Origin of the sequence: Flavihumibacter fluminis, assembly GCF_021491375.1 — a bacterium.
Taxonomy (GTDB): Bacteria; Bacteroidota; Bacteroidia; order Chitinophagales; family Chitinophagaceae; genus Flavihumibacter; species Flavihumibacter fluminis.
In genome coordinates this window covers 19,607-45,791 of the sequence record NZ_JAKEVY010000003.1, presented here as the reverse complement: position 1 = coordinate 45,791, position 26,185 = coordinate 19,607, and the positions used below count along the sequence as shown (strand labels likewise).

Sequence of the window (26,185 nt, the reverse complement as noted above, 5' to 3'; positions counted from 1 at the left end):
CGGAGTGAATCAGCTTTTTGGGAAATACATAGTGAAAGCAGCACCACGGTTCACCACCGCATGGGCATCTATCACGCCATTGTGGTTGGCCATTACCCGCTGACAGATAGCCAGGCCAATCCCTTTCCCAGAGCGTTCTTCCTGGGTGTGCAGGCGGCGGAAGAGCTGGAATACCTTCTCTTTGAAATCATTTTCAAACCCGATTCCATTGTCTTCAATGATGAGCGCATGGTAGACTTTCTGAAAAGCAGGAAGCCCCTTCACACCGATCTCATTCACATTCACTTCTATATGGGTGATTTTGATAACTGGTGCTACCCCTTCTTTATGATAGGTCAGTGCATTGTCCAGTAAGGCATGGAACATCTTTTTCACCTGGGAAGGATAAACTTCCAGATCGGGCATATCTCCTATTGTGATGCTGGCGCCGGTTTCATTGATTCTTTCCTGGTCCTCCGATAGCACTTCTTCCCATAATTTTCGCATATCCACGGTAACCGCCTCCTCTTTCCACTCGAGCAGGTTCATATACGTGGAGATATCTTCCAGCATGCCCTGTAAACGTTTACCGGATACATCCATCCGATCCAGGATCATTTTACCCTCGTCATCCAGCTTTTCCTTTTGGCGGATGCGCAGCCTGTCGGTGAAGGTTCTGATCTTCCTGACCGGTTCCTGCAAATCATGGGAGGCTGCAAATGCCAACTGCGACAATTCATCATTGCTTTGTTTGAGGGAAAGCAATTGTTCCTGTAATTCCTGCTGGAAGCGGAAACGATCCAATATTGCTTTTACGAGGAGGATAAAAAAGCCCAGGAAGATGATACCCACGATGGCAACTGCAGTCAGGAAAGTGCGGGAAGTCAGTTTCTGGAAGCGTTCTTTCTGCTCAAAACGCTGTGACAGCAGACCGGTTTCTTCGGCTTCCATCAGATCCAGGTTTTCGTGAAAGCTGGTCATCAGGTCGCGGCCTTTGGCTACGCGTTGTAAGATGGCATGTTGAGAGGAATCCGCTTGCACAGAAAATTCTACCGATTCCAATAACTGAAGCCGCAGTTGAAGGGTACTCCGGATCATTGCCAGCCTGTTTTGTTGCCGGGGGTTATCTGCTACAAATTGCCCCAGCTCCTGTAAATTCCTATTGTATTCTCTGCGAACCGAATCCATCGGAACAATATAACTGCTGTCGCGGGTGATGATAAATCCCCTCATCGAAGTTTCCGCGCCTGATATCAGGTCACTCAAGCTTTTCAAACTCCCGATTACTTTATAAGTATGCTCCACCTGATTGGAATACCGGATCATGGCATTCATCCGCTGAAAGCTGAGGAGGCTGAAAATCACCATAACAATGAGTGTTGTGGTGAAACCAATCATCAGGTAAAGGAAAATATTGCGCTTCATGATTATAAATTCCCCGAATTGGGGAAAGTTGGCTACAATGATCTAAATTTGGTTAACCACACCCCGCTTTTCTGATAACAAATTTAAAAGTTTAAGATTCTCTAAATCAGGTTGTTAGAAAATAAATTCAAAATCTGTTGAGCCCTGTGAATTCTGGCTTTTGGATTGATTCATTATAACTGTTAAACACTTGTTTATGATCAGCCAGAACCAATCACAACAGCAGACACAGAAGATCTTACCGCAACAGATTCAGTTATTGAACCTGTTTCAGTACAACAGCCAGGAATTACTCTTACACATCCGCCAGGAACTGGAGCAAAATCCTTACCTGGAAGAATTGGCTGAACACAAGGAGGATGCTGGTTCAGAAGAATACAATCGCGAAGCAGCAGCCGATTATAAGGATTGGGAAGAATATGCGGATAATGATGTGCCTGATTATAAAGTGGAATACGCCAACTATTTCAATGAGTCGGATATGCCGGAGCGTCCTTTGGCTGCACAGGTAGATTTTCGGGAAGCCGCCAAGCGCCAGCTGGATTTGCTCTATTTATCTGACCGCGAAACAGCTATTGGTAATTACCTGATCGATTGCCTGGAAGAGACAGGCCTGCTTGAAAAAGATATGGAGACCATCGCGGATGATTTCTCTTTTTCACAGTTCCTCACTACCCCGGAAGAGATTGAATCAGTGTTGAAGTATATACATCAACTGGAGCCGCTGGGTATTGGAGCCCGTTCCATTGGTGAAAGCTGGCTGTTGCAGTTGCAGGCAAAAAAACAGAAAAGCCTGATGGAGCGAAAAGCCATCGAACTGCTGGCCAATTATTATGAAGAGTTCAAAAACCGTCGCTTTGAAAAACTGATGGATAAACTGGATCTGGAAGAATCCGAGTTCCGGGAGCTGGTGCTCTTTCTGAGCAAATTGCCCATGCGCCCGGTTGCCGGTGATGCGCATTCCCTGAGTCCGAAGAACAATATTGTTCCGGATGTGGAGATCAGTCGCAATGCAGGTGACTTCACCATTACTGTATGTGGTATTCACAGTGAGCAGTTCCGGCTGAGTGATTCCATGCAGGAGAATTTGGACCAGACCAAAGACAAAGCTGCCCTGCAGTACCTGCGTTCAAAAATGCAATCTGCGAATTGGTTGTTGTATGCGATCAAGCAACGCAATGAAAGCATCATGAAAATAACCAAGGCCATTTTGCAAATGCAGGAAGCTTATTTCGAAGAGGGAGATATCAATAAATTGCAGCCGATGGTGCTGAAGCATATTGCTGATAAAGTGGGACTGGATATTTCTACTGTATCCAGACTTACATCTAACAAATATGCTCAAACGCCGTTTGGTACCATTCACCTGAAGGAGTTGTTTACAGAAGGAATTGAGAACAAGGAAGGTGAAGTGATCAGCAACCGGGTGATCCGGCATGCGCTGGAGGAAGTGATCGAGCGGGAAGACAAACGCAATCCCTATACAGATCAGCAATTGGTTGGCATCTTAATGAATAAGGGATTCAAAGTGGCCAGGAGAACAGTAGCAAAGTATCGTGATCTCCTCCATATTCCGGTAGCACAGGTTCGCGCCATTTGGGCTTAAACTAAAAACAACAACAGACCATGCAGAAAATTTTGGTAATTGATGATGATCGGGACATGTGCCTCCTCCTGAACCGCTTCTTGACGAAACGCGGATTCCAGGTGGTAGAGCATTACAACGGCAGAAAGGCATTGGAACATATCAGCGCAGACAAGCCCGATTTAATTCTCTGTGATTTCCGGCTGGAGGACATGGACGGAAAGCAGGTATTGATCAAAACCAGGGAGATCTATCCCGACATGCCTTTTATTATTATCACGGGTTACAGTGAGGTGAAAATGGCGGTGGAGATGTTGAAACTGGGCGCCTTTGATTATGTAACCAAGCCCGTATTTCCGGATGAAATTCTGGTGACGATCAAAAAAGCACTGGAACAGGAAAACAGCCAGGCTCCTGCGGCGGTAGCAGCTCCTGCGGCTCCGGCAGTGCGCAAGTCGAGGCCGGCTGAAACAGATGATAAATACATTTTTGGTAAAACACCGGAAATGCTGAATATCCTGAAGCAGATTGAGCTGGTGGCGCCAACCAATTACAGTGTAATTATTTATGGTGAAAGTGGCAGTGGCAAGGAAGCCATCGCGCAAAAGATCCATGCACAGAGCAGCCGGCGCAATCAGCCTTTTATTGCTATTGATTGTGGTGCGCTCTCCCGGGAACTGGCGGGCAGTGAATTGTTTGGTCATGAGAAAGGATCCTTCACCGGTGCGCTGAACCAGAAGATCGGAAGTATGGAGCTCGCGAATGGCGGAACCATTTTCCTGGATGAAATCGCGAACCTGCCATATGATATTCAGGTGGCTTTGTTGCGGGTGGTGCAGGAAAGAAAAATCCGCAGGGTGGGTGGCAATAGAGACATTGAACTGGATCTGCGGATTATTGTAGCTAGTAATGAAAAATTATGGGATGCGGCCCGCGTTGGTAAATTCCGGGAAGATCTCTACCATCGATTCAATGAGTTCTCCATCAACCTGCCGCCCCTGCGGGAAAGAGCAGAAGACATACTCTTATATTCGAGACATTTCCTGGCTGCCACCAATCGCGAGCTGGGAAAAAACATCGTTGATTTTTCACCTGAAGTTCAGCAGGTATTCAACAGTTACCACTGGTATGGAAACCTGCGTGAACTGAAGAACGTAGTAAAACGTGCGGCCTTGTTAACCGATGGCCCCATCGTCGGTTTGCAATCCCTGCCTTTTGAAATCATTTATCATCAGAAGCTATCAGCTGAAACAACCCCTGCTCCGGCACCTGCAGCTGCAGTTGCTGCCCCTCTTGCTCCTTTACCCCCTGAAAACACATTCACTCCTTCAGTTCCATCATTTCATGAGAACAGTCTCAAAGCCGTGAGTATTGACGCGGAATATGAAATGATAGTAGAAGCATTGAAGCAATCCAATTTCAATAAGACCAAAGCTGCCAAACTGCTGAATATTGATCGTAAAACCCTGTACAACAAGATGAAGCAGTACCAGCAATTTAATAATTTGTAATGACCGTAGAAAATGATCTGATCCCGATTCAACAGCTCCGGCAATTACTGGCATCGGGAGAAAGCAACGAAGAACTGGTGAAACAAATCACCAATTTATTTCCGGCCCTGATTTATGTATATGATCCGGGCAAGGGAAAGATTCGTTATATCAACCGGAAGATTATTGACCTCCTGGGTTATTCCTGGGAGGATGTGGCTTCCTGGAAAGAGGATTTATCGCAGTTGGTTTATCAGGAAGATCTGGCAACTGTTTTGTTGGAGCTGGATAAACTCAGTAAGAACGGATCCGAACATTGTTTCCAGTGCCGCCTGGCACATAAGGAGCAAAGCTTTCGCATCTTCAGTACTGTTGGCACCGTTTTGCGGCGCAATGAAGATGGTTCTCCTGCCAGTTTGCTCCTGGTATCGCAGGATATTACCGACCAGCTTAAATTGGAAGAGGAGCGCATTGCGGCCAGGAAACTGATGCAGGAAACAGAGCAGATGCTGGGAGTAGGCATGTGGAGTCATGATCTGATCACAGGAAAAACCGAGTGGTCAGATGGTATGTATCAGTTAATGGGATTGAGCAGGCAGCAATACCCTCAGATTCCAAACAAGTTATTTTATGAACATGTTTGTCCCAAAGACCTGGAACAATTGAAGTCAAAGGTTCAGAAAACTATTGCAACCGGCCAGGAATTCCGTCATGATTTCTCTATTGAACGGATGGATGGTAAGCGCCTGTTTCTGAATACCATTACCAAGCCGGTAGTGGATGAAAGTGGGAGGGTCCTAAAGCTGAATGGCATCAATCGTGACATCAGCGATCAGTACCAGCAGACCATGGAATACAATGCGAACAAAGAGTTTCAGAAAGAAACCGAACGCATGTTAAACTACGGCATCTTTATCTGGAATGCGGATTCGCGTATGATCTCCTGGTCAGATGGTTTGTTCCAGATTTTTGAATACGACCGGGCTTCCCTTGTAACACCACTGACCATGAACTGGTATTTCAACCAGATTGTGGAAGACGACCGGGAGCGTGTGCAAAAAGTGGTTACAGAAGCCCTGGAAGAAAAGAAGGAATTTGAAATTGAATACAGCATACTAACGGGTAAGGGCAACCTGAAAATTGTAAACACCAAAGGAACCGTAGTGGTGGATAATAAAAACCACCCTATCCGGATGATTGGTAATACGCGCGACATTACCCATATCAAAAAAGTTGAGATTGATCTGCAAAGAAACCTGCGTGAGCTGAACCGTTCCAATAAAGAACTGGAAGAGTTTGCCTATGCAGCTTCTCATGATTTGCAGGAACCCTTGCGTAAGATCACTACATTTGGATCCAGGCTTTCCCAGAAATTCAGTACGCAGCTTGGAGACGAAGGGCAGATGTATATCCAACGCATGCAGATTGCTACTGAACACATGCGGAATCTGATTGATAGCCTGCTGGAGTTATCCAGGGTTACCCGAAACCGCCAGCCATTTGAATCAGTAGACCTGTCAGAATTATTCAATGATGTATTGGGCGACCTGGAATTATCCATCGAGGAAACCGGGGCATCCATTGAAATGGGCTTGCTACCTACCGTGGATGGCATCCCTTCCTTACTTCGGCAATTGTTCATCAACCTGCTCTCCAATTCTATCAAGTTTCATAAACCGGGCGAAGCCCCATTAATTGAAGTGAGTTCCAAATCCCTTTCGAAAAAAGAAAAAGAAAAACATTTTTTATCTCCCTCTTCCAATTATATACAACTTGATATCCGCGACCATGGCATTGGATTTGACCAGGAATACGAACAACGTATATTCCAGGTATTTCAGCGACTTCATGGAAAATCAGAATACCCCGGATCTGGCATAGGACTTGCCATTTGTAAGCGAATTGCAGAGCGACACAATGGATTTATCAGTGCTTCCGGAAAGGAAGGAGAAGGCGCTGTATTCTCAATCATATTACCCGAAAAACAATAACTATCAATGCCCTTTACGAACAAACTGACACGTATACTCATCGTGGATGATGATGAGGATGATTTTTTTATTACCAGTGATTATATCCGGGAGATTGAAAATGCACAATTCGAAATTGTATGGGCGAATCAGTTCAACAAAGCATTGGAATGGATGTGCAGCGGGGCTTTTGACATATATTTTGTTGACTATCGACTGGGTGCTAAAACCGGGGTTGACCTCCTGAAGGAAGCGGTTGAGACCAATTGTGAACAACCAATTATCCTGCTAACGGGTAAGGGCAACCGGGAAATCGATCGGGAAGCCATGCGGCTTGGGGCATTTGATTACCTTGTTAAATCAGAACTGAATACGGAAAAACTGGAACGCACAATCCGGTATGCACTGGAACGATCTTCTTATATCAACGCGATCAAGAAAAATGAACAGAAATTCCGTAACATTTTTGAACAATCACTGGATGCGGTTTTTGTTACCGATATGGAATTAAAGTTCCTGGAGCTCAACCCGGCGGCTATTACAATGCTGGGTATCAGCAGGGAAACAGCCAACCAATTGGCACTTAGTGATTTCCTGGTGAACGATGCCCTGCCCATGCATTTTAAAATCATGCTGCAGTCTGGAAATGATATCCAGGACAAGGAAATCGAAATAAAAACACCTGCGGGAGAACATCGCTTTTGTATACTTTCTGCATCCGTCGAAACAGATATGGAGGGGGGCAACTATGTGCAGGGAATTTTACATGATATCTCGAATTTGAAAAAAGCGGAATGGCTGACCTTGCAAACTGAAAAGTTAGCTGCTGCCGGGCGACTCGTACGAACCCTGGCACACGAGGTAAGAAATCCGCTAAATAACATCAGTTTATCAGCTGATCAGTTAATCCAGGAAGTTAAAGATGAAGAAGGCCAGTTGTACCTGGATGTGATTCGTCGTAATAGCGCCCGAATCAGTACAATCATTACGGAACTACTGAACAGTTCAAGACCATCTGAAATTGAACTCAGTTCCACCAGCATCCAGGAATTGTTGCAGGAGGTAATTGACCAGGCTGCTGACAGTATGCAATTGAAAAATGTTGAACTGGTAGTGAATTTTCCGCAACAGCCTTTTTATGTTTTGGCGGATCGAAGTAAGTTGAAAATTGCCTTCATGAACCTGGTGGTAAATGCCATTGAAGCAATGGAGCAGGTTGAAAACGCGCGACTTCTTTTAAGCCTTTCATCGCGTGATGAACTGGTGCTATGTGAAGTAACGGACAATGGAAGTGGCATTCCGGCCGAAAACCTGGGTCGCCTATTTGAACCCTATTATACGAGTAAGAGAAACGGTATGGGCCTGGGCCTGGCTTCCACCATGAATATAATCCAGTCGCATAAAGGATATATTGAAGTACATTCAAAACCCGGTAAGGGCACAACTTTCCTGGTTCATTTACCAATAGAATAAAAAAGGGCTGCCAAAACTGGCAGCCTCTTTTTTTCGGGAACCGGACTCCAACCTAAAAGCCAATGCCAATAAATAAACTGATATTGCTGTTTTTGTTATCGCGAAAAGCTTCTCCTGCAAGGGAACCGGATTTTCCAACCTCTCTCATACCAAGGGTGTAACGGGCACCGATTGTAGTGGGTCCAAGATCAATTCCGAATCCAGCTGCTACACCATAATCAAACCGATTCAGATTTTCGGGGTTCAATTCAGCCAATTCTTCCACTGATCCATCGGATTCCAGGTCAGTGATATTGGCACCTGCCAGATAACTAACATATGGACCCGCATGAATGTTGAAATTTTTAGCAAGATTGATTACACCAAGAACTGGCATCTCGATATAGTGCAGGTTGGTACGATACTCTCCTTCTCCAAAAATAGCGTTGTCATAGCTACGCTTACTGCCTTTGTTGGAATACAGTAATTCCGGCTGGATTGAAAAGCCTCTTGTTACAGGGAGCTTCGCATAGACGCCTGCATTTAATCCTGCTTTGAGGTTGTTGTCATTGACGTCATCGCTATAAAAATTACTCAGGTTTAAACCGGCTTTGATGCCAATACGCGGACTCATTCCGTTTTCTCTGATTTCCTGCTCCTGTGCCTGCACTTGTTGTGCTGTAAACAGGGTTCCTGCTGTTACCATTAATAGGGTAATTTTTCTCCATTCTGTTCTCATGATATACGATTTTATATCAGGAGCGTTAAAAATTCTGTGCCAGCTCAGTGGTTACCCATACTGATACAGATCCCGCATTGCAGGGAAATTCTGCACCGCCTTTTTCATTGAGGGTGATTTCTTCGGGCCGGTGTTTAGTTAAATCAACCATTTTTCTGCCTGCTTTATGTGCGCCGAGCTCCATATATTTCCACCCATCTGTACCATTGGACAGCACTACTGCGAAACCGGAATCAGCCAGTTCAACTGTGCCTGAACGAACCCAGCCGATGCAGTTCGGATGATCAAAATAATCGTGCTGATCCCCAACCAGACTGGTTTTGCGGAGATAGAGAAAGGCGGGCAACTCTTCTACTGCAGCCAGCCAAATCTCGTGTTCATTGCCATCCTCTCCCTTGTCTTTATAATGTGCTCCATAGAGTGCCGGAAAAAAGACACAGGGGGTGCCCTGCATGCGCAGCAAAATCATTGCATAAGCCAATGGTTTAAACCAGGCCTCTACCGGTGATTCGAGTTCCTGAAGTGATTGGGTATCATGATTGTCTACCAGGGTTACTGCTAATTCGGGTATTATATTCACCAACGAATTGTCGAAAATATGCCGCAGATCAAAATCTTTCCCCATTCGTGAAGCCACAAAAAAGTTGTGGTGCAGGGGGGCATCAAAGAGTTGTACCCTTCCGGAGGTGGCGTCTACGTATTCCTTCAATTCATTGGCGTCATGCACATTCCAGTATTCCCCTACGATGAATAAATGATCCTGGGTTATGCTCTGAACATGGTCTACCCATTCATTGATGATATTGGGCGACATGTGTTTGATGGCATCCAGGCGAAATCCACCTACATGTGTGGTTTCAAGGAACCAGCGTCCCCAGTATTTTAATTCTTCTCTTACCTGGGTGTTACGAAAATCAATGTCTGCACTCATCAGGTAATCATAATTTCCCAGTTCCTGGTGCGGCAATTCTTCCCAACCTTCTCCGTATTCATTCTGAATGGAAAAGATGCCGCTTTCCTGGATATCTTCTGCCCAGTCGATGCCACTGAAGCAACGATGATCCCAAATGAAACTGGAGTATTGGTCGCCTCTTCCGGGGAAGGTGAATTTTGTCCAGGCTTCTATCTCAAATGGCTCGCTGGTAAATTCATTCCGGTTAGCAGGATCCATTCGCCGAACGGTTACCTTCTCCAACTCATCGGCACCGGCTTTGTGATTAAAGACCACATCCGCCACTACTTTAATGCCATGCTGATGACAGGCTTCGATCGCGGCCAGGTATTCTTCTTTGGTTCCATACTTGGTGCGTACAGAACCTTTCTGATCAAATTCACCGAGATCAAATAAATCGTAGGTGTCGTAACCAACAGAAAATCCACCGGCAGCGCCTTTATAGGAAGGAGGCAGCCATACAGCATTGATGCCCTGTTTCGCCAATTCAGGCGCTTTCTCTTTTAATTGATTCCATAAGGAGCCATCCGCCGGATAATACCAGTGGAAATACTGTGCAAGGGTGATGGGTGTCATATAGTTTGTGTTATCGATTAAAGGAAAATATCTGCATGTCTTTTTCGGATTGGCCATTCAGAGCAGCCGTGATTTGTTCTGCCGCAAGCAGGCTGAACGTGATGCCATTCCCTCCAAATCCAAGTGCAAACCAGGTGTTGGGTCGCTGGCGGATCGTACCTATATAGGGCAGCCCATCTTTGGTAGAGGCAAAAGTTCCTGCCCACTGGAAATCAATCCGGAATGGGATATCCGGAAATTTCTTTTGAAAGCTGGTAAGCAGCTGCTTCGATTTGGCCGGAATGCTTGCGTCTCTTTTTTCAGGAGAATAAAAGTCATCATCCAGTCCGCCGATTAAAACTCTCTTATCTGAAGTAGTGCGCAGGTATAAATAAGGATCTGCTGTTTCCCAGATGAGGCAGTTGCGGTACCAGAAATCCTGTTCGGGCATTGGTTCACTCACCATCGCATAGGTGGAGTGCAGTGTTTCCACTTTTTGCGGGATATAATTCTGCGATTCATACCCGCAGGCAATAACCAGCTGTTTTGCTTTAATGGTATAACCTTGTTCCGTTTGCAACTCAACAGCACGCTTTTGATGATTGATATGAGTGATCGCGGTATTGTCAAACACTTTTGCACCTTTCCGCAGGATGGATTGCAGCAGGTGGTGGGTCAGCCGATAGGCATCTACTTCCGCACCCAGTTGAGAATAGAGGGCTGCAGGGGCTTCAAAGCCGAGGGTGTCTTTTACTTTTTGCGAATCCCACCAGCTCAGTTTGAAACCATGTTGTTTGCGCAGTTTGAATTCTTCTTCCAGGTCGGACACATCTTTTTTGAAAGAAGCATATTGGAGGCTGGGGCGATAGGTGAATCCGGCTGACCCTTCGAATTGGTTGGCAATTTTTTCAAGAGCCACAATAGAATAGGCGCAAAGTTCATAGCTGCGGACGGCATCGGCTTCGCTAACTTTGGTGATTAACTCTCTGAGGGGCGTATCAATTTCGTATTGCAGGAGGGCTGTGCTGGCAGCAGTGGATCCCATTCCAACATGCCGTTTATCGCAAACAATAACAGAGAAGCCAGCTTTCGCCAGGTGCCAGGCACAGAGTGCACCTGTAATACCGGCACCCATCACAACGATATCTGCTTTTTCATTTTGCACAATAGATGGGTAATTGCTGATCAGTCCATTTTTAAGTAGCCAGTAAGGGTTGGGGGAACGCAAATCCATAAACTTTTATTGAATTGTATCGATTTCTTTTACTTCTTTTTTGATAATAAAAACCGCAGTGTCATTGGGTTGGATACCGGAGCCATACTTCATGGCAAATTCTTTCGTAAAAGCTGCTCCGAAATAGAGGATGGCGGATGAATAATAAACCCAGGCCAGGATGATCATGATGGATGCTGCTGTGCCATAGGTGAGGCCATAATCAGATCTACCGATATAAAAACCAATCAGAAACTTACCGATGAGAAATAACAGGGCAGTGAAGGAAGCGCCTTTGATGGCATCTCTCCAGGCGATATGCCCATCTGGCAACACCCGGAAAATGATGGCGAATAATCCTGTTATGACTATAAAGATGGTTAAAATATTCAGGATGTAAAAAAGGATCACTGCGATATCGGGAAAGAGTAAAGTCAGGCGTTCATTGAGCAAGTCCAGCGTTGCGTTAATGATCAGTGCTACCAGCAGAATAAAGCTGATGCCAACTACCAACGAAAAAGATAACAGCCGGTTTTTGATCAGTTTAAGCCAGCCTTTTTCAGGTTTGGCCCGTATAGACCAGATATAATTAATACTGCTTTGAATTTCTGTAAACACGCCCGTTGCGCCAATCACCAATACTACGAATCCGACAATGGCACCTGTAACGGATTTATCTGCTTTCTGAATATTTGCCAATATACTTTGCAATTGATAGGCAGCTGAATTACCAACCAGTCCATTGATTTGGCTAAATAGCTTTCCCTGCAAAGCGTCCTCACCATAAAAGATTCCGGCAATGGAGATGATAAGCAGCAGCACAGGGCCAAGTGCGAATACAGTATAATAAGACAAGGAAGCGCTGAGTTTGATGGCATCATCCTGCACAAATGTTTTTCCCGCGCTGCCAAGCACGTGGCCCAATTGACTAAAACCTTGTAAGAGCCTCTTTACAGAAATTTTTTTTGAAATTTTTTTCATTCCGCTTTGTAATGGGAAAGAAATTATGCCGGGAGTTAAGCTGGAAAAAAATCTACCCCGTATGTACTTAATGAGGAAAGCTTTCCCCATAATTCGTTCTAAGCAGCAGGTATTTTGGGTTTAAAGAGAGGCGGCACGTTTTTTCTATAGGTTGAATAAATACAACAATATTCATCACTATAAAAAAGCATGTTATGAGAAGCATATTGTATTTGGTAGCCGTTGTCCTGATTATTGGATGGTTATTAGGGTTTTTTGTTTACAGTGCCACCGGCCTGATTCATATTTTACTGGTACTGGCCGTGGTTTCTATTCTGCTGAGTTTTATTCGTAGGGGAGAAGTCTGAATGGAAGTATGAATTATGAATTAGGAATTATGAATTGGAAGAAGATAACAGGTTTCAGCTTTATTAATCCTTCGAGGTAATATTGCTGAAGCCTGTTTGGTTTTTCCGATACTGAGGTCAGCAGTTGTTTTAGTGAGCAAAAAAATTGGGTATGGCTTTTTGCATCCATACCCAATTACTTTTGTTTTCAGTTGTCTCCTGTCTCCTTTGTCTCCCTTCTCCTTTGTCTCCTTTGTCTCCCTTCTCCTCTGCCTACTTTTCCATGCCCTTCTTCTTCTTTATGTCCTCTACTTCCTTAATAAACTCATCCACATCAGGGTTTGAGTAAACGCCGTAGGCATCTACCAGCATACCTTTCCTGCCATCATTGGTTTCAATCACATACAGAATGGAATTATCATCCGGATCTGTGATTCCTTCAAATCGATAGAAATCAACAATGTGCACCTGGTCGGGCAAATAAGAATGGCCGCTGTCCATGTGCTGGAGATGCTGGTCCTGTACCCCAAAATTGGCAGTATATCCTTCCGCAGTCATTTTTTCCATACAATGACTTAGGCTTTTCATTTGTGCCTGGCTTGAACTTGGTTGCATATCAACGATTTTTTGGTTTATAAAATGGTTCTTTAAAGTTCGACTATTATATGGTTCAATTATTATTCCATACTGGCTTTATCCAGCTGCTATATAGGGTACGCGACCAAAATCGGGGAGATTTCCTAAAAGGATAAAGCAATAAAGATGGTATTGAGGCAATTGTTCCACATCTGCAAGCCTTCCTGTGCCCTTTTCCTTTGACTTTTCTGCTGGTATTATTTTTTCCTTGTTCTGTAAAACCTCCAAATATGAACAGCAATACACCTCTCGCCGAAAGAATGAATAGTTTTCAGTACGGATTATTCATGAACCTGAGTGATCAGGAGTTTCGTTTGCCTAATGGAATAGCGCGACTCATTCACGCGGATGAGCAGGGGAATTGCTGGCTCTTATTCCATACCAATTTACAGGAGGCAGGCGCTTTTGAAAAGCAGTTTCCAGCCCGGATCCGCCTCTATGAAAAAGGCAAAGACTATTATATTGAAGCGGGAGGAACAGCTGTAATCCAAACCAGTCCGGATGAATGGACTGCTTGTCCTGCAATTTCTTATTGCATGGCCAAGGCGCTTCGCTATCACGGACTGATTGTTTGTCTCAAACTCAACCAGGTTACAGTTACTTCCACACAACGAAATCATTTTCTGCAATCCTTTTACAACTGGATGGAGCAGACAGCCGATTGGTTTGTTGGAGAACCATCCCGCAAAAGAGCAATGGGAACACATGTTTTTTCATCATAAAAACGAACGATATGAAATCACCACTAATCATACACCTTGAAGAATATATGGGTGCTAAAATGCCTGAAATTGATGCAGTAACACAGGAAACTACCAATACTTCAAATGGTATGGCGGGAAAACTGGCGCAGGGCGCGATGGCAGCCGGACTGGTTGTTCTCTATAAATATTCAAGAAGCATTGATGGAGCCGAATACCTGGCGAAGACAAGTCCAACGGATCTGAATTTAAGTCAGCTCCTGAATCAAAAACACCAGGTGTTGGTTACACAACTCGCCGGTTATGCAGGCTCAAGTGAGATACAGGCAAACACGATGTTATCAGCAGTTGTCCGGGAAGCAATGTTTTTTGTTCACCGGGAAAATAAAAACCATCGGGAGGCAAGTGCAGTTCAAACCTATTTTGGCAACCAGCGCCAGGCGATTCTGGGTCATTTGCCACCTGAACTGGGGTTGGGAGAAATAATGAAAGATGAAACACTCGATGACCGCACCAATAAAATGGAAGGTCCTATTTCCTCTATCGCTCACGCAATTGAAGATATATTCTCCTCATCCGGCGCGTCGAAAAAAGATTAATCTTCCTTAGACCATATTTCGTAAATCGGATCTCCTTTGGAGCTTTTTCCACGATGGTGCCAGTCGTTACCTTCAACTTTTCCTTCAAAGTTGAGCGAGATCCCAACCCGGCTGGAATCACGTGAGAAAAATTCAATGTTCTCAGTATAACGGCCATCCTTAAACGTGTAAGTACCGCCCCCGGTACCAAAAAATTCACCGGTGGCGGTATTGATGGCCGCCCACTGAAAGCGATCACCTGTCATGATCTTGATTGTCTTTCGTGCAGACTTCTGAATGGTATTCATTTTGCCTCCCTGCTCGCGACCAGTTATTCTCCAGGTAGCATTTAAAGAACCTCCGCCATTGTCGATGCGTGTCCACTTGCTTCCAGCAGCAGGCCAGTCTATCTTCAGTTCTTTTTTGGTAGCAGTAGCAGTAATGCTAGTCTGTTTTCCCATCACACCCGGATCCGTACTGTTGAACTCAAGAATGGTTTCCAGCTTTGAATTGTTATGTGAATAAGTGCCTCCTTCCGTATGATAGAATTTCTTTCCTTTCAAATCATAAATCGTATAGGAATAATGTTTGTTAGTAAACAACAGTACATGCTGCAACTGATCTTTTTGCAGTATCCAGGAGCCGAGTAAGGCGTTTTTGTTTTTCAGTGAGAAGGAACTAAACACGAGCACTGATAAAACAGCGATGGAAAACAATTTTTTCATAACTGATTATTTTTTCTTTCCACTAACTACAAGGAAGGCGCCTACTGCGGTTACGAGAGCACCGGCATAAACGGGCCAGGTAATATTGTTCTTTTCTTTTTTATTGATCTCCAGCGGCCCCAGGTCAACCACTTTTTTTTCCTGCGTAAAACTGAATCCGCGGAAAAGGAACATAGCTATTCCAACTACGATCAGGATGATACCGAATGCTCTCATGTTGTTGTTTTATGATTGACAATCCTGCTCATAAGATACTGAATTTATACTAAAGAAAATCGCCTAATTAGTCTGCTAAAAACTGGACAAAACAAAAGGATGGTAGTAACTTTAAAATATGACCATCGAGATACATACACCAAAGAAAGGGCTTGAGGAAACAGTACTGCGGTTGGTTAAACTCTCAATCATCCGTTTCACTCAGGCTTACAAAGGAATTTCACGTATTGAATGCACCATCCGGGAAGATTCAAAAATCAGTCCGGTTGATAACAAGGTCTGCGAAATAAGAGTAACCATGTATGGTGAAAATTTATTCACGCATTCGCGTTCAAACGATTATGCAGATTCTGTACGGGAAGCAATCAATCATTGCGGAGAACAGATCGCGCTGCTTGCCTCCAAGGAGAAAGAGTTGCCCGATAAAATTACCACCACAGTAAAAGTCTGATCTCAATACATGGATGATTGCCTTTAGAAAGGCAGATCATCTTCATGTACCGGATCAATCGGGCCATTATAAGGTGGTGGTTCTGATCCTGCTTGTCCCTGTGCAACCACTTTCCAGGCTTTCACATCCGTATACCAACGTCCATTGTATTCGCGGCTTTCCACATCGAAGGAAACCTGTACCGGATCACCAATGCGATACTGGCTCATATCAATTTTATCGCCCCATACAGCTATGCAGATCTTTTTCGGGTACTGATCCCCTGTTTCCAGGATGAATTCCTGCTTTTTCCAGGTTCCATTTTTCCCCTGACCAGTCTGCACACCCAGCAGTTGTATAATTTTACCATTTACTTCCATTACTGTTTTTGCACAAAGAAAGGCAATTTCCTAACTTTGCGCCTCAATTCTTCCCATGAGCGACGCTATTAAACACGAATGTGGCCTGGCTTTCATTCGTTTACGCAAGCCCTTCTCTTATTACCAGCAACAATATGGAACGGTTATGTATGGGCTCAACAAGCTCTACCTTCTGATGGAGAAACAGCACAACCGCGGTCAAGATGGTGCAGGTATCGCATCGGTTAAGTTGCACGTGGAGCCGGGATACCCTTTTCTGCACCGGAACAGGAGCATTGAACAGCGCGCAATAGCAGATTTGTTTTCGCAGGTAGGGGAAGAAGTTGCAGATCTTGAAAAATACCAGTCAGATATCCGGAAACACCCTGGCTTATTGAAAGGGCACGTTAAATTTCTGGGTGAGCTGTTGCTGGGGCATTTGCGCTATGGTACGCAGGGAAAGAACAATGTGGAATTCTGTCACCCTTTTATAAAGCGCGATACCATCCAGAGCCGAAACCTCGCACTCGCAGGCAATTTCAACCTGGTAAATACGGAAGAACTATTCGGACTGGTGAATATTGATCCAGGTGTATTCCAGCGCCAGAGTGATCTCGCGGCCATGATGGAAGTAGTACATCATTTCCTGGTGCAGGAAGACCAGAAAAATCCGGGTCGACCTGATATTGCGGAAGTGCTGAAACAATCAGCCAAGTGGTTTGATGGAGGCTATCATTTTGGCGGACTGGTAGGTAGCGGTGAAAGCTTTGTAATGCGGGATGCACATGGTATCCGCCCTTCTTATTATTATATTTCTGATGATGTAATTGTAGCAGCTTCAGAACGTGCTGCCATTCGTACCACTTTTAATGTGGGTGAGAATGAGGTGAAGGAACTGATGCCCGGGCAGGCACTTATTGTAGATGTAGATGGCAATTACAAAATTGAGCAGGTGCTGGAAGCCAAAGAGCGCAAGGCCTGTAGTTTTGAGCGGATCTATTTCTCCCGCGGTAATGATGAAAAGATCTATCGGGAGCGTAGCCAGCTGGGTTACAACCTGCGGGATGCTGTGTTGAAATCCATTGATTACGATCTGAAAAATACCATCTTCTCTTTTATCCCCAATACTGCTGAAGTTGCCTTTTATGGGATGGTGAAAGGGATGGAGGATTATATGAACCAGATCAAAGTACAGCGGATTCTTTCCTGGGGTAAGGATTTCGACGAAGAGAAGCTAACGGAAATGATCAACCGTAAAATCCGGATGGAAAAAATTGCCATCAAGGATGTGAAGATGCGCACCTTCATAACCGAGGATGCCAACCGGAATGAAATGGTTCAGCACGTGTATGATATTACCTATGGTACTGTGCGGCCTCATGTGGATTCTCTTGTTGTGATTGATGATTCTATTGTTCGGGGTACCACACTGAAACAGAGTATAGTACGTATGCTGGGAAGATTGCATCCAAAGAAGATCATCATTGTTTCTTCCGCACCGCAGATTCGTTACCCTGATTGTTATGGTATTGATATGAGCAAGCTGGGTGATTTCATCGCATTCCGGGCTGCTATTGCATTGATGAAGGACCGGGGCATGGAAGATAGATTGCAGGCCCTGCATGAAGAATGCAAGGAACTTGCGCGCCTGGGTCAGTTAGACAGCAAGAACCTGGTGAAAGAAATTTATCATCCGTTTACTGCAGAAGAGATCTCAGCCAAAATCGCTGAGCTGATCACGCCACCTGAAATCAACTTCCCGGTTGAATTGATTTTCCAGACAATCGAAGACCTGCACCTGGCTTGTCCCACTAATACTGGTGACTGGTATTTTACCGGTAACTATCCTACTAAAGGGGGCAATCGTGTAGTGAACAAAGCATTCCTGAATTATATGGAAGGCAAGAACGAGCGGGGCTATTGATTTTGGTCAAGCTTTCGCCAAACTTGGGTGAAAATCGCGCCCATGGCTTGTTTTGGCAACATATTTGATAATTGTACGCTGACCGACCGTTTTTAATACACAACCTATGAGGGACCAATAAACAGGCCTGTTTATTTTCCATCTGTACCCATGTAAAACGGTTAATTTTATGGGATGAAAACCATTTATTTGGTCCGCCATGCCAAGAGTAGCTGGGGTGATTTGACCCAGCCAGATTTTGATCGCCCCTTAAATGAGAGGGGTCAGAAAAATGCGCCGGAAATGGCCCGGCGGTTGCTCGACAAGCAAATCCAGATCGATGCATTTGTGACGAGTACGGCAAAACGTGCCCTTCAAACAGCCAGTCATTTCATTAAAACATATGATCGCAATGTGGAGCAATTGCAGTTACGCGATGAATTGTATCATGCTCCGCCATCTGTATACCGGGAGGTAATTTCCGGGTTGCCCGATTCGATTTCTTCTGTAGCCATCTTCGGCCATAATCCGGGAATTACAGAATTTGTTAACTCGCTCACTTCCACCAGGATTGATAATATGCCAACCTGTGGAATCTTTGCCGTACAGATGGATTCCAATCGCTGGTCGGATTTCCCGCTAACCCGCAAGACTTTCCTGTTTTTTGATGCTCCTAAGTTGGGTTAATATCTCCTCTGCCCAGGTGGATTATCCGCCTGGTGATGGAGGAAGGAGGATGGAAGAAAGGGAAAACCGATGCTGTTGCTGAGTTTGAATCAGGCCTTTGACTGCCAGGTAGTGAGCAAGGTATTCCTGTTCGGTTTGACCGGGAGTAGGTACCATGCAGCAGTTGGAATGATGGGGAAGCAAATCCATTATGCTGCTGTAGCCACTTCGGGTGAGGATACAGTCTGCATTGGCAATGGCCTGCGATAGGGCGGCTGGTGATAAATGATTGACTGCCATCGCATTTGGAATAGGTATTAACTGCTCAGTGTTTAATTTTGTAACTGTCTTTTCTGCTGGCAAGCCCCTCACCAACAGCAGCGACTGCCCGGGTGCCTGGGCCCATTGCTTAAGAATCAATTCCTCGAAAATTGAGCGTTGAGGTTCGGGACCGGATAATACAACCAACAATTGGATGGCAGTTCCCCGGCCTTCTTGACTCTTACCCGAACTGAATTGAAAAAAGGTTTTTGTGATGGTGGATTGGAAAGCAGGCAATGACAGGTTTGCCAGGTCCGGAATGATCGCATTTTTATCTGCTGATGTAATCCGGGTAAGCGGTCCAATGTATTCAACCGGGATACCTGGAAAGTGTTTGGGATGTGATAAGTCCCCGGCCAGCGACTGCCCCATTTCTTTAAAATCAGGTACCCAGCAGGCATTGAACTTTTCGATATACCGGTAAAGCTGCTTTCGAACCAGGGCATCCACCGATTTACCAAAGGGAGTTTTGATGCCCAGTTGATGGGTAATCAGGAAGGAAGGGATCTTAGGATGCCAGAGTCCATACCGGTTATCACTGATAATTGCGTCCAGTGGGTGATTTCTCGCAAACTCAAGCAGCCAGCGGTTTTCAGCCCTTATCTGCTGAGCCAGATGGGGTAGAGAAAAGGCCAGTCGGGTGATAGTCCCGGCTCGGTTTTTGTGGTAGTTGATTGAATAAGCAGGGATATCTACGATTGAAAGGGTAGGAAAAACAGCACGGATCAGAGCTGCCTGGGGACCACTGGCAGCTACAACCAAATCAGCCTGGCAATTGTTAAGTAAATAGTTTAGAATAGGTATACAGCGGCTCGCATGACCGAGTCCCCATTCCATAGGAGAAAGCAGGATTCGGGCCCCGGGTGAAAATTTTGGGATTAAATTCGAAAAATTGCTCAAACCGGGATACTTTTTTGTTGGAAAAATAGTTAAATTGTAAAGCTAAAATTATGAAGAAGACGCTGATATACGTCGTTCTGGCAATTATGATTAGTAGTATTGCGGTTTCCTGTAGCACCAGCAACCGTGCGGGAGGCAAAGGGTGTGGCTGTAATATGAATAAGGGTTATGTAGGCTACTAAAAATCTGATTAAATGAAAGCGCCAAACAGAGACTTGTTAGTGCTGGTTAAGCATGCTCGCGACAATGAGGACGCGATGGAACGTGAATTGGTTCAACTCAACAAACTATTGATGGATGTTGAGACGCAGGAAACCTATTCGCATGTGTATGAGATCATTGACTGCAACAAGTTTCGAATATCAACAGATTGCAGGCGCATCATGAAGTTCATCCACAGCGGTGAACCCCCTTTCGTATTTCTCAATAACAAAAACTGATCAGAACTAAGACAGAATTTTCTGTCCTGGAGATTGAAAATAAAAAGAGACAGGTGCTTTAAACACCTGTCTCTTTTTATTATAGCAGTGCAGCTTTTAAGCCGGCTAACATAACCGGGATATCTTCTTTTTTACAGGTTCCTACGCTCAGGCGATACCAGGGCGATTGTGCTGATGCGCCGAAGGCATAAAAAGGAACTACTGCCAACTTCGCCTTGTTCAATAAATAGCTGGTAACATCAGATTGAGTAGCCAGCAACTTGCCTTCTGGGGTCTGCTTTCCAACCAGGTCCACTTTGATGGTAAGGTAAATCGCCGCCTGGGGCGCAACAGAATCCACCGCGAAACCTTCTGCCTTAAGGGCCTGAAATCCATCGTGAATGGCACGCAGCCGATATTCCACTTCCGATTTGAAATGTGCGAGGAAACGGTCAATGGCTTCTTTTTCCTGCAGGTATTTTGCCACGGCTTTTTGTTCTGCCATCGGCGCCCAGGCACCAACATGCCCAAGGATAGCTTTCATTTTATCTATAATGGCAGCCGGACCAAAACTCCATCCTACCCGAACACCAGTTGCAGCAAATACTTTGGAGATGGCATCTACGAAAATGGTGTAATCGCGCATAGCCGGCCGCAGGCTAACCGGATTGTAATGCTGGATATCACCATAAGTCAGGTGCCAGTACATCTGGTCATATAAAACATATAGTTTTTTCTCTTCTGGTCCACGGCTGGCATTCTCTGCCAGTACCAGGTCGCAGATTTTTTCCAGTTCTTCCTTCGTAAATACGGTACCCGTCGGGTTTTGAGGTGAACAAAGCGCCAGCAGACTGGCACCTTTCAACAGTGGTTCCAGGGAAGCTGCGCTGGGCATGAAATTGGTATCTGGTCCGGCTTCCACTACCACATGTTCACCACCTACAAAATGGGTATAGTGATTATTATTCCAGGAGGGCACTGCATACACTACTTTTTCTCCCTCATCCACGATGGCCCGGAAAATAGCATAGATCAGTGGTCGACCACCTGCTGCAACAAGATATTCTGATTTGGAATAATCCAATCCCTCTCTCTCCTTAATAAACGCCGCGATGGATTCTCTCAGGTCGAGATTGCCTTCCGCCAACGGATAGTTCGTGAAATGGGCACGATAGGCCTCCACGATGTAATCCTCCAATTCCTTGGGAATGGGAAAAACAGCTGGATCAAAATCTCCGACAGTAAAATTGTATATCTTTTCTCCCAGCCGGATCTTCTCCCGGATTTCTCCACCCAGTTTCACAATCTCGGATCCAATCAGTGTTTCAGACAAATGACTCAGTTTCATATACGGCAATTTGGGGGGCAAAGGTACGGAAAGGGATGCTCTGCCCGGTTCATTTGTTGACCTTATATTTGCCGGCTCTATGAGTAAACCGGAACGTCAAACCGCCCTCTTTCTAAAACCGAATCGCCTCCGTCAGCGCTGGTCGCCGGTGGAAGCTTTTTATATCACCAAACAGGCCAGGGGCGTGGATTTCGCGCGGGAAGCACTGGATGCTGATGTGGCTCGTAAAGCCTTTCCTGCCTGGCCCAGGGAGGCACAGGAATGCCTGGCTGTTTTAGGGGATGAAGCACTCACCCAACTGGTTCAACAACTGACCCGAACGCACGCCAAACAAAAAGCAGGCACTTCGCTTACTGCTTATATTGATCGCTCTTTTGTGCGGCAGGTTCACCAGCTATTTTTTCAATTACTGGAGCAGGAAGTTGATTTCAGCTGGTATCACCAGACGATCAATCCCAAAACCGGCAATCATCTTACGATCAGTTGTAAAGTGATGCGGCAGGCGCCTGAACTGAGGTTTAAGGTGGATAAAACGGAAGCCGGACTCGAACTGATCCCCCTGGTGAAAGTAGAAACCGAATTTGAATTCCTGAGTGAATTTCAGCGGGAATATTTTTTTCTTTTCAGGGAAAACAGCTACTGGCTGTTGAGTATGACAGATTACCAGACCCTTCAGTGGTTGGCTGCAAATGATCCGGCGGTTTATGCAGATGATCCCGCAGGATTTTCTGAACATGTTTTGAAAAGACTGGAGCCGGACTATACCATTGAAATGGGAGCCGTGTTAAATAAGGATATCGTGGAAGTGGAACCTACCCATGCAATTTATCTGAGTGAGATCAGTGGCAGCTTCCTGATGCTGACTCCCCGGTGGAATTATGATGGATTTTGGGTAGAAGGTGAATTCAAACTAACGGAAGAGTTTAACCGAAATGGACAGGTATATGTAGTAAAGCGAAATCGGGCAGCAGAACAGGCATTTCATGATAAACTGCAATCCCTTCATCCGAATTTTGCCAAACAACTGAACGGTGTATTCAATCTTCCTTTTGCAGAAGCGAAGAAAAAGCACTGGTTCCTCAAAGTATATCACAGGCTCCTGGAAGAGAATGTGGAATTGCTGGGCATGGAGCTGTTGCGCACCTTCCGGTATTCACCCTTCCCTCCGGAAACACAATGTGATATCATTAAAACCATTGGCAGCTCCCTGCACATTCAATTTTCACTCCGCTTTGGTGGTGAAACGATTCCATTAGCCGAATTGCAAAAGTTATTACTGGCAGGAGTGAAATCAGTTTTACTAAAGGATCACTCCATTGGAGTACTTACCGAAGAATGGTTATCGCGTTACAGCGCGATCATCAAACACGGAAAGATCAAAGGTGCGGAGTTAATCGTTCCTCAATGGATATTGCTGGGCTTAAAGAAAGAAGAAAATTCGGATAGCCATGAGAGTGAGTCAACAGGAGATGCAGCAACTGAAGGATCTTATGCTTTAAGAAGAGCCATCGCCCGGGAATGGTGGGAAAAATGGCTGCATTGGCAATCTGCTGAAACGGCGCTGATTCCGGTTCCTTCTATAGTAAAAGCGGTATTGAGGCCTTACCAACAAAAGGGCTTCGAATGGATCAGCCTCTTATCAGAGATTGATGCAGGCGCCTGCCTGGCAGATGATATGGGTTTAGGTAAAACACTTCAAACCATTTGCTTCCTGGCACACCGGCAGGAAGCCGCAGGAACTGATCTTCGGTTGTCCCTGATTGTTTGTCCGGCTACCCTGATGCACAACTGGAGAATGGAACTCGAAAAATTCGCACCCACTCTTCGCTCTTATGTATATCACGGGTCTTCCCGGGATATGGAGGAATTTAGATCCTCTGGTGCCAGGGTGCTGATTACGAGTTATGGAACCCTTCGTTCTGATATTGAAACCCTGCAGGTAGTGAACTGGGATGCGGTAGTACTGGATGAAAGTCATACGATCAAAAATCCGTCGGCTCAAATTACGCGAGCAGTGTATCAGTTAAAAGCTACAGCGCGGGTAGCTTTGAGCGGTACCCCGGTGATGAATAACACATTCGATTTGTATGCGCAACTTCAATTCCTGGTTCCCGGTTTATTTGGTCAACCTGAATTTTTCCGAAAGGAATACGCGCATCCGATTGACAGGGAGCGTAACGAAGAAAAAGTGCAGGCATTAAAACAACTGACAGCACCGTTTGTGTTACGAAGAACCAAACAACAAGTGGCTACCGATCTGCCGCCGAAAACAGAATCGGTGATGTGGTGTGAGATGTCGCCAGATCAGAAAACGATTTACGAAGAAACAAAGAGCCAGATCCGCGACAGTATTTTCCTGAATATCCAGCAGGAAGGAATTGGAAAGAGTAAACTCTCCATTCTGGCGGGCATGCAGAAACTGCGACAGATTTGTGCCGCACCCGCATTGTTAAAGGATAGCGGATTGGTGCAGGCAGACTCTGTGAAAATCGAAGTGCTGATGCAAGAGTTACAGCATACGCTTCGTTCCAATAAAGTATTGGTGTTTTCACAGTTTAAGGGAATGTTGCATCTGATTGGGAAAGCCTGCCAGCAAGCGGGACTAGCTTATTTTCATTTTGATGGTGAAACGCCACCGGCGAAAAGAGCCGAACTGGTAGAACAATTTCAGGCTCCGGATAATGAAGTGAATATTTTCCTGATCAGTCTGAAAGCCGGCAATACCGGTTTGACCTTGACAGCCGCAGATTATGTGTTCCTGGTAGATCCCTGGTGGAATACAGCCGTTCAGCAGCAGGCGGTTGACAGGGCCTACCGGATCGGTCAAACCAAAAATGTTTTTGCTTACCAGATGATCTGTAAAGACACCATCGAAGAAAAAATCATTGAACTGCAGGAGCGAAAGCGTGCGCTGTCACAAACCCTGGTTCCCGATGATGAGAGCTTCATCAAACAACTGACGGAAGACGATCTTCAGTATTTGTTCTCGTGACAAAAGGCACGCACCGATTCCGGAAAGATTGGGTACTTTGCCTTAAATTTTTGAAATGGGAACCATTAAATTAACAACGGAACAGTTTAAAGAGCAGGTTTTCAATTACGATGGCGCTACTGAATGGTCATATAGTGGTACGCTGCCTGCAATTGTAGATTTTTATGCAGACTGGTGTGGTCCCTGTAAAATGGTAGCCCCGATCCTGGAAGATCTGGCTAAAGAATACGAAGGGAAACTGCTGATCTATAAAGTTGATACCGATTCGGAACAGGAGCTGAGTGCTGTATTTGGCATCCAGAGTATTCCTACACTGCTGTTTATTCCGGTTGGATCTCAGCCGATGATGCAGCCTGGCGCGCTTCCCAAAGCGGCCTTGAAACAAATCATAAATGATCACCTAATCGTTAAGCAGGGTTAATTCTGAATAATAAAAGCCGCTTCGAAAATGAAGCGGCTTTTTTTCACACAACCTATCAGGACGACAACGTCGGATTTTTGGGTAGTTAGGCAGCAATTGCCTGAAGCAGTGTCTCGCCGATCACATGCTCAACATGTGCTGAATGTTCTGCAGCTCCTTTTTCCAATACCACCACTTTGTTAAGTTGGGGTTCCAGTCCGAATATCTGAACCGGGCTACCGTTTATGCTTACCCGAAAACGGGGTAATTCGTTGGCGGCTGTATAAGGTTTTGCTACTACTTCCAGTGGCTGACCATTCACTACTACTTCAAAATTCAATGCTTTTTGTTTTATTTTCTTTGCCATAGTTAGTCCATTTTAGTGATGAATGCTATTCTCACTCATACAGATTCAATAACTATGCCCCGGCGGGTAGAAAAATGTTAAAAAAGCCTAACTATTTGACTTCTATGTGTTTACCGTTACCTGTTTTTTTCTGGAGAAGCTGTTTAGGTAGCGTAATATTCAATATGCCGTTGTCGTAAACTGCATTAATCTGTTCCTGTATCACTTCTTCAGGCAGATTAAAACTTCTGCTGAAACTATTGTAATTATATTCTTTCCTGGAGTAGGCTTTGTCTTTCTCTTCTTTTGTTTCTTCTTTCTCGCAACTTACTGTAAGCATATTGCCTTCAATATCAATGTTGAAGTCTTTTTTCTCCATGCCAGGTATTGCCAGAGAGATCAGGTAGTTTTCTTTATTGTCGGTAATGTTGACGGCGGGTACTTTCATGGTTCGGTTCCAGATATGTCCACTGTCGAACCATTCATTCCAGGGTTTGAAGAAATCTTCAAAAATTGAAGGGGTGCTTTCTTTTTGCACCATGGGTTTGTTTGCCATAACAACCTCCTTATGTTTTTTA

Annotated in this window: 26 protein-coding genes; 13 read left to right on the top strand and 13 right to left on the bottom strand. The window is 45.1% G+C overall.

Features of this window, described 5'->3' with window-relative positions:
• Nucleotides 1-9: 9 nt before the first annotated feature.
• The gene (locus L0U88_RS11315) at nt 10-1,404 is read right to left on the bottom strand and encodes a sensor histidine kinase (RefSeq protein ID WP_234866170.1); all 1,395 of its coding nucleotides are present in this window, start codon (nt 1,402-1,404) and stop codon (nt 10-12) included.
• 196 nt (nt 1,405-1,600) lie between these two features.
• Here L0U88_RS11315 and rpoN point away from each other — a divergent pair, with 196 nt between their 5' ends.
• Genes rpoN through L0U88_RS11295 form a run of 4 tightly spaced genes read left to right on the top strand, consistent with a single transcriptional unit; the run spans nt 1,601 to nt 7,922 of the window.
• Entirely contained in the window at nt 1,601-3,010 is a 1,410-nt protein-coding gene (gene rpoN / locus L0U88_RS11310; protein ID WP_234866169.1) for an RNA polymerase factor sigma-54, read from the top strand.
• A gap of 20 nt (nt 3,011-3,030) precedes the next feature.
• Complete coding sequence (locus tag L0U88_RS11305; protein WP_234866168.1) at nt 3,031-4,500, top strand: sigma-54-dependent transcriptional regulator; 1,470 nt, start codon at nt 3,031-3,033, stop codon at nt 4,498-4,500.
• On the top strand, nt 4,500-6,470 hold the full coding sequence (locus L0U88_RS11300) for a PAS domain-containing sensor histidine kinase (RefSeq protein ID WP_234866167.1): 1,971 nt from the start codon (nt 4,500-4,502) through the stop codon (nt 6,468-6,470). The genes L0U88_RS11305 and L0U88_RS11300 overlap by 1 nt, the downstream gene beginning before the upstream one ends.
• 6 nt (nt 6,471-6,476) lie before the next feature.
• On the top strand, nt 6,477-7,922 hold the full coding sequence (locus tag L0U88_RS11295; protein WP_234866166.1) for a hybrid sensor histidine kinase/response regulator: 1,446 nt from the start codon (nt 6,477-6,479) through the stop codon (nt 7,920-7,922).
• 52 nt (nt 7,923-7,974) lie between these two features.
• Here the strand turns inward: L0U88_RS11295 and L0U88_RS11290 are convergent, their stop codons facing one another.
• Genes L0U88_RS11290 through L0U88_RS11275 form a run of 4 tightly spaced genes read right to left on the bottom strand, consistent with a single transcriptional unit; the run spans nt 7,975 to nt 12,275 of the window.
• A complete protein-coding gene (locus tag L0U88_RS11290) occupies nt 7,975-8,640 on the bottom strand; it encodes a porin family protein (RefSeq protein ID WP_234866165.1) in 666 nt (221 codons plus the stop codon).
• Nucleotides 8,641-8,665: 25 nt separating this feature from the next.
• The gene (amyA, locus tag L0U88_RS11285) at nt 8,666-10,168 is read right to left on the bottom strand and encodes an alpha-amylase (RefSeq protein WP_234866164.1); all 1,503 of its coding nucleotides are present in this window, start codon (nt 10,166-10,168) and stop codon (nt 8,666-8,668) included.
• Nucleotides 10,169-10,178: 10 nt separating this feature from the next.
• A complete protein-coding gene (locus L0U88_RS11280) occupies nt 10,179-11,381 on the bottom strand; it encodes an NAD(P)/FAD-dependent oxidoreductase (RefSeq protein ID WP_234866163.1) in 1,203 nt (400 codons plus the stop codon).
• A 6-nt stretch (nt 11,382-11,387) separates the two neighbouring features.
• On the bottom strand, nt 11,388-12,275 hold the full coding sequence (locus L0U88_RS11275) for a YihY/virulence factor BrkB family protein (protein WP_234866162.1): 888 nt from the start codon (nt 12,273-12,275) through the stop codon (nt 11,388-11,390).
• A 260-nt stretch (nt 12,276-12,535) separates the two neighbouring features.
• On the opposite strand from L0U88_RS11275, the gene L0U88_RS11270 reads away from it, so the two are divergent.
• Nucleotides 12,536-12,688 carry a lmo0937 family membrane protein gene (locus L0U88_RS11270; protein WP_234866161.1) on the top strand — a complete coding sequence of 51 codons (153 nt, stop codon included), beginning with the start codon at nt 12,536-12,538 and terminating at the stop codon, nt 12,686-12,688.
• A gap of 252 nt (nt 12,689-12,940) precedes the next feature.
• On the opposite strand, the gene L0U88_RS11265 is transcribed toward L0U88_RS11270, so the two are convergent.
• Entirely contained in the window at nt 12,941-13,282 is a 342-nt protein-coding gene (locus L0U88_RS11265; protein ID WP_234866160.1) for a hypothetical protein, read from the bottom strand.
• A 251-nt stretch (nt 13,283-13,533) separates the two neighbouring features.
• Between L0U88_RS11265 and L0U88_RS11260 the strand changes: the two genes are divergently transcribed.
• Both L0U88_RS11260 and L0U88_RS11255 read left to right on the top strand, forming a co-directional pair.
• Nucleotides 13,534-14,025, top strand: coding sequence for a hypothetical protein (locus L0U88_RS11260; protein WP_234866159.1), 492 nt, complete (start codon nt 13,534-13,536; stop codon nt 14,023-14,025).
• A gap of 11 nt (nt 14,026-14,036) precedes the next feature.
• A complete protein-coding gene (locus L0U88_RS11255; RefSeq protein WP_234866158.1) occupies nt 14,037-14,603 on the top strand; it encodes a hypothetical protein in 567 nt (188 codons plus the stop codon).
• On the opposite strand, the gene L0U88_RS11250 is transcribed toward L0U88_RS11255, so the two are convergent.
• Together L0U88_RS11250 and L0U88_RS11245 are read right to left on the bottom strand one after the other, a co-directional pair.
• Entirely contained in the window at nt 14,600-15,307 is a 708-nt protein-coding gene (locus L0U88_RS11250; protein WP_234866157.1) for a hypothetical protein, read from the bottom strand. The two genes, L0U88_RS11255 and L0U88_RS11250, sit on opposite strands and share 4 nt — an antisense overlap.
• Nucleotides 15,308-15,313: 6 nt before the next feature.
• Nucleotides 15,314-15,523, bottom strand: a complete 210-nt coding sequence (locus tag L0U88_RS11245; protein ID WP_234866156.1) for a hypothetical protein — start codon at nt 15,521-15,523, stop codon at nt 15,314-15,316.
• Nucleotides 15,524-15,641: 118 nt separating this feature from the next.
• On the opposite strand from L0U88_RS11245, the gene L0U88_RS11240 reads away from it, so the two are divergent.
• Nucleotides 15,642-15,974 carry a hypothetical protein gene (locus L0U88_RS11240; RefSeq protein WP_234866155.1) on the top strand — a complete coding sequence of 111 codons (333 nt, stop codon included), beginning with the start codon at nt 15,642-15,644 and terminating at the stop codon, nt 15,972-15,974.
• Between the two features lie 23 nt (nt 15,975-15,997).
• Here L0U88_RS11240 and L0U88_RS11235 read toward each other — a convergent pair whose 3' ends face one another.
• Complete coding sequence (locus L0U88_RS11235) at nt 15,998-16,333, bottom strand: DUF3127 domain-containing protein (protein WP_234866154.1); 336 nt, start codon at nt 16,331-16,333, stop codon at nt 15,998-16,000.
• A 55-nt stretch (nt 16,334-16,388) separates the two neighbouring features.
• Between L0U88_RS11235 and L0U88_RS11230 the strand changes: the two genes are divergently transcribed.
• Together L0U88_RS11230 and L0U88_RS11225 are read left to right on the top strand one after the other, a co-directional pair.
• Entirely contained in the window at nt 16,389-18,236 is a 1,848-nt protein-coding gene (locus L0U88_RS11230) for an amidophosphoribosyltransferase (RefSeq protein WP_234866153.1), read from the top strand.
• A 174-nt stretch (nt 18,237-18,410) separates the two neighbouring features.
• Nucleotides 18,411-18,902: a SixA phosphatase family protein gene (locus L0U88_RS11225; protein ID WP_234866152.1), complete on the top strand. Its 492-nt coding sequence runs from the start codon at nt 18,411-18,413 to the stop codon at nt 18,900-18,902.
• Between the two features lie 21 nt (nt 18,903-18,923).
• Here L0U88_RS11225 and L0U88_RS11220 read toward each other — a convergent pair whose 3' ends face one another.
• On the bottom strand, nt 18,924-20,039 hold the full coding sequence (locus tag L0U88_RS11220; protein ID WP_234866151.1) for a glycosyltransferase: 1,116 nt from the start codon (nt 20,037-20,039) through the stop codon (nt 18,924-18,926).
• A gap of 257 nt (nt 20,040-20,296) precedes the next feature.
• Between L0U88_RS11220 and L0U88_RS11215 the strand changes: the two genes are divergently transcribed.
• Entirely contained in the window at nt 20,297-20,542 is a 246-nt protein-coding gene (locus tag L0U88_RS11215) for a hypothetical protein (RefSeq protein ID WP_234866150.1), read from the top strand.
• Between the two features lie 79 nt (nt 20,543-20,621).
• On the opposite strand, the gene L0U88_RS11210 is transcribed toward L0U88_RS11215, so the two are convergent.
• The gene (locus L0U88_RS11210; RefSeq protein WP_234866149.1) at nt 20,622-21,869 is read right to left on the bottom strand and encodes a pyridoxal phosphate-dependent aminotransferase; all 1,248 of its coding nucleotides are present in this window, start codon (nt 21,867-21,869) and stop codon (nt 20,622-20,624) included.
• 79 nt (nt 21,870-21,948) lie between these two features.
• Here L0U88_RS11210 and L0U88_RS11205 point away from each other — a divergent pair, with 79 nt between their 5' ends.
• Both L0U88_RS11205 and trxA read left to right on the top strand, forming a co-directional pair.
• On the top strand, nt 21,949-24,861 hold the full coding sequence (locus L0U88_RS11205) for a DEAD/DEAH box helicase (protein WP_234866148.1): 2,913 nt from the start codon (nt 21,949-21,951) through the stop codon (nt 24,859-24,861).
• Nucleotides 24,862-24,916: 55 nt separating this feature from the next.
• Complete coding sequence (gene trxA / locus L0U88_RS11200; protein ID WP_234866147.1) at nt 24,917-25,282, top strand: thioredoxin; 366 nt, start codon at nt 24,917-24,919, stop codon at nt 25,280-25,282.
• A gap of 85 nt (nt 25,283-25,367) precedes the next feature.
• Here the strand turns inward: trxA and L0U88_RS11195 are convergent, their stop codons facing one another.
• Both L0U88_RS11195 and L0U88_RS11190 read right to left on the bottom strand, forming a co-directional pair.
• Nucleotides 25,368-25,628, bottom strand: a complete 261-nt coding sequence (locus tag L0U88_RS11195; protein ID WP_234866146.1) for a hypothetical protein — start codon at nt 25,626-25,628, stop codon at nt 25,368-25,370.
• Nucleotides 25,629-25,719: 91 nt separating this feature from the next.
• Entirely contained in the window at nt 25,720-26,163 is a 444-nt protein-coding gene (locus L0U88_RS11190) for an Hsp20/alpha crystallin family protein (protein WP_234866145.1), read from the bottom strand.
• Between the last annotated feature and the right edge of the window lie 22 nt (nt 26,164-26,185).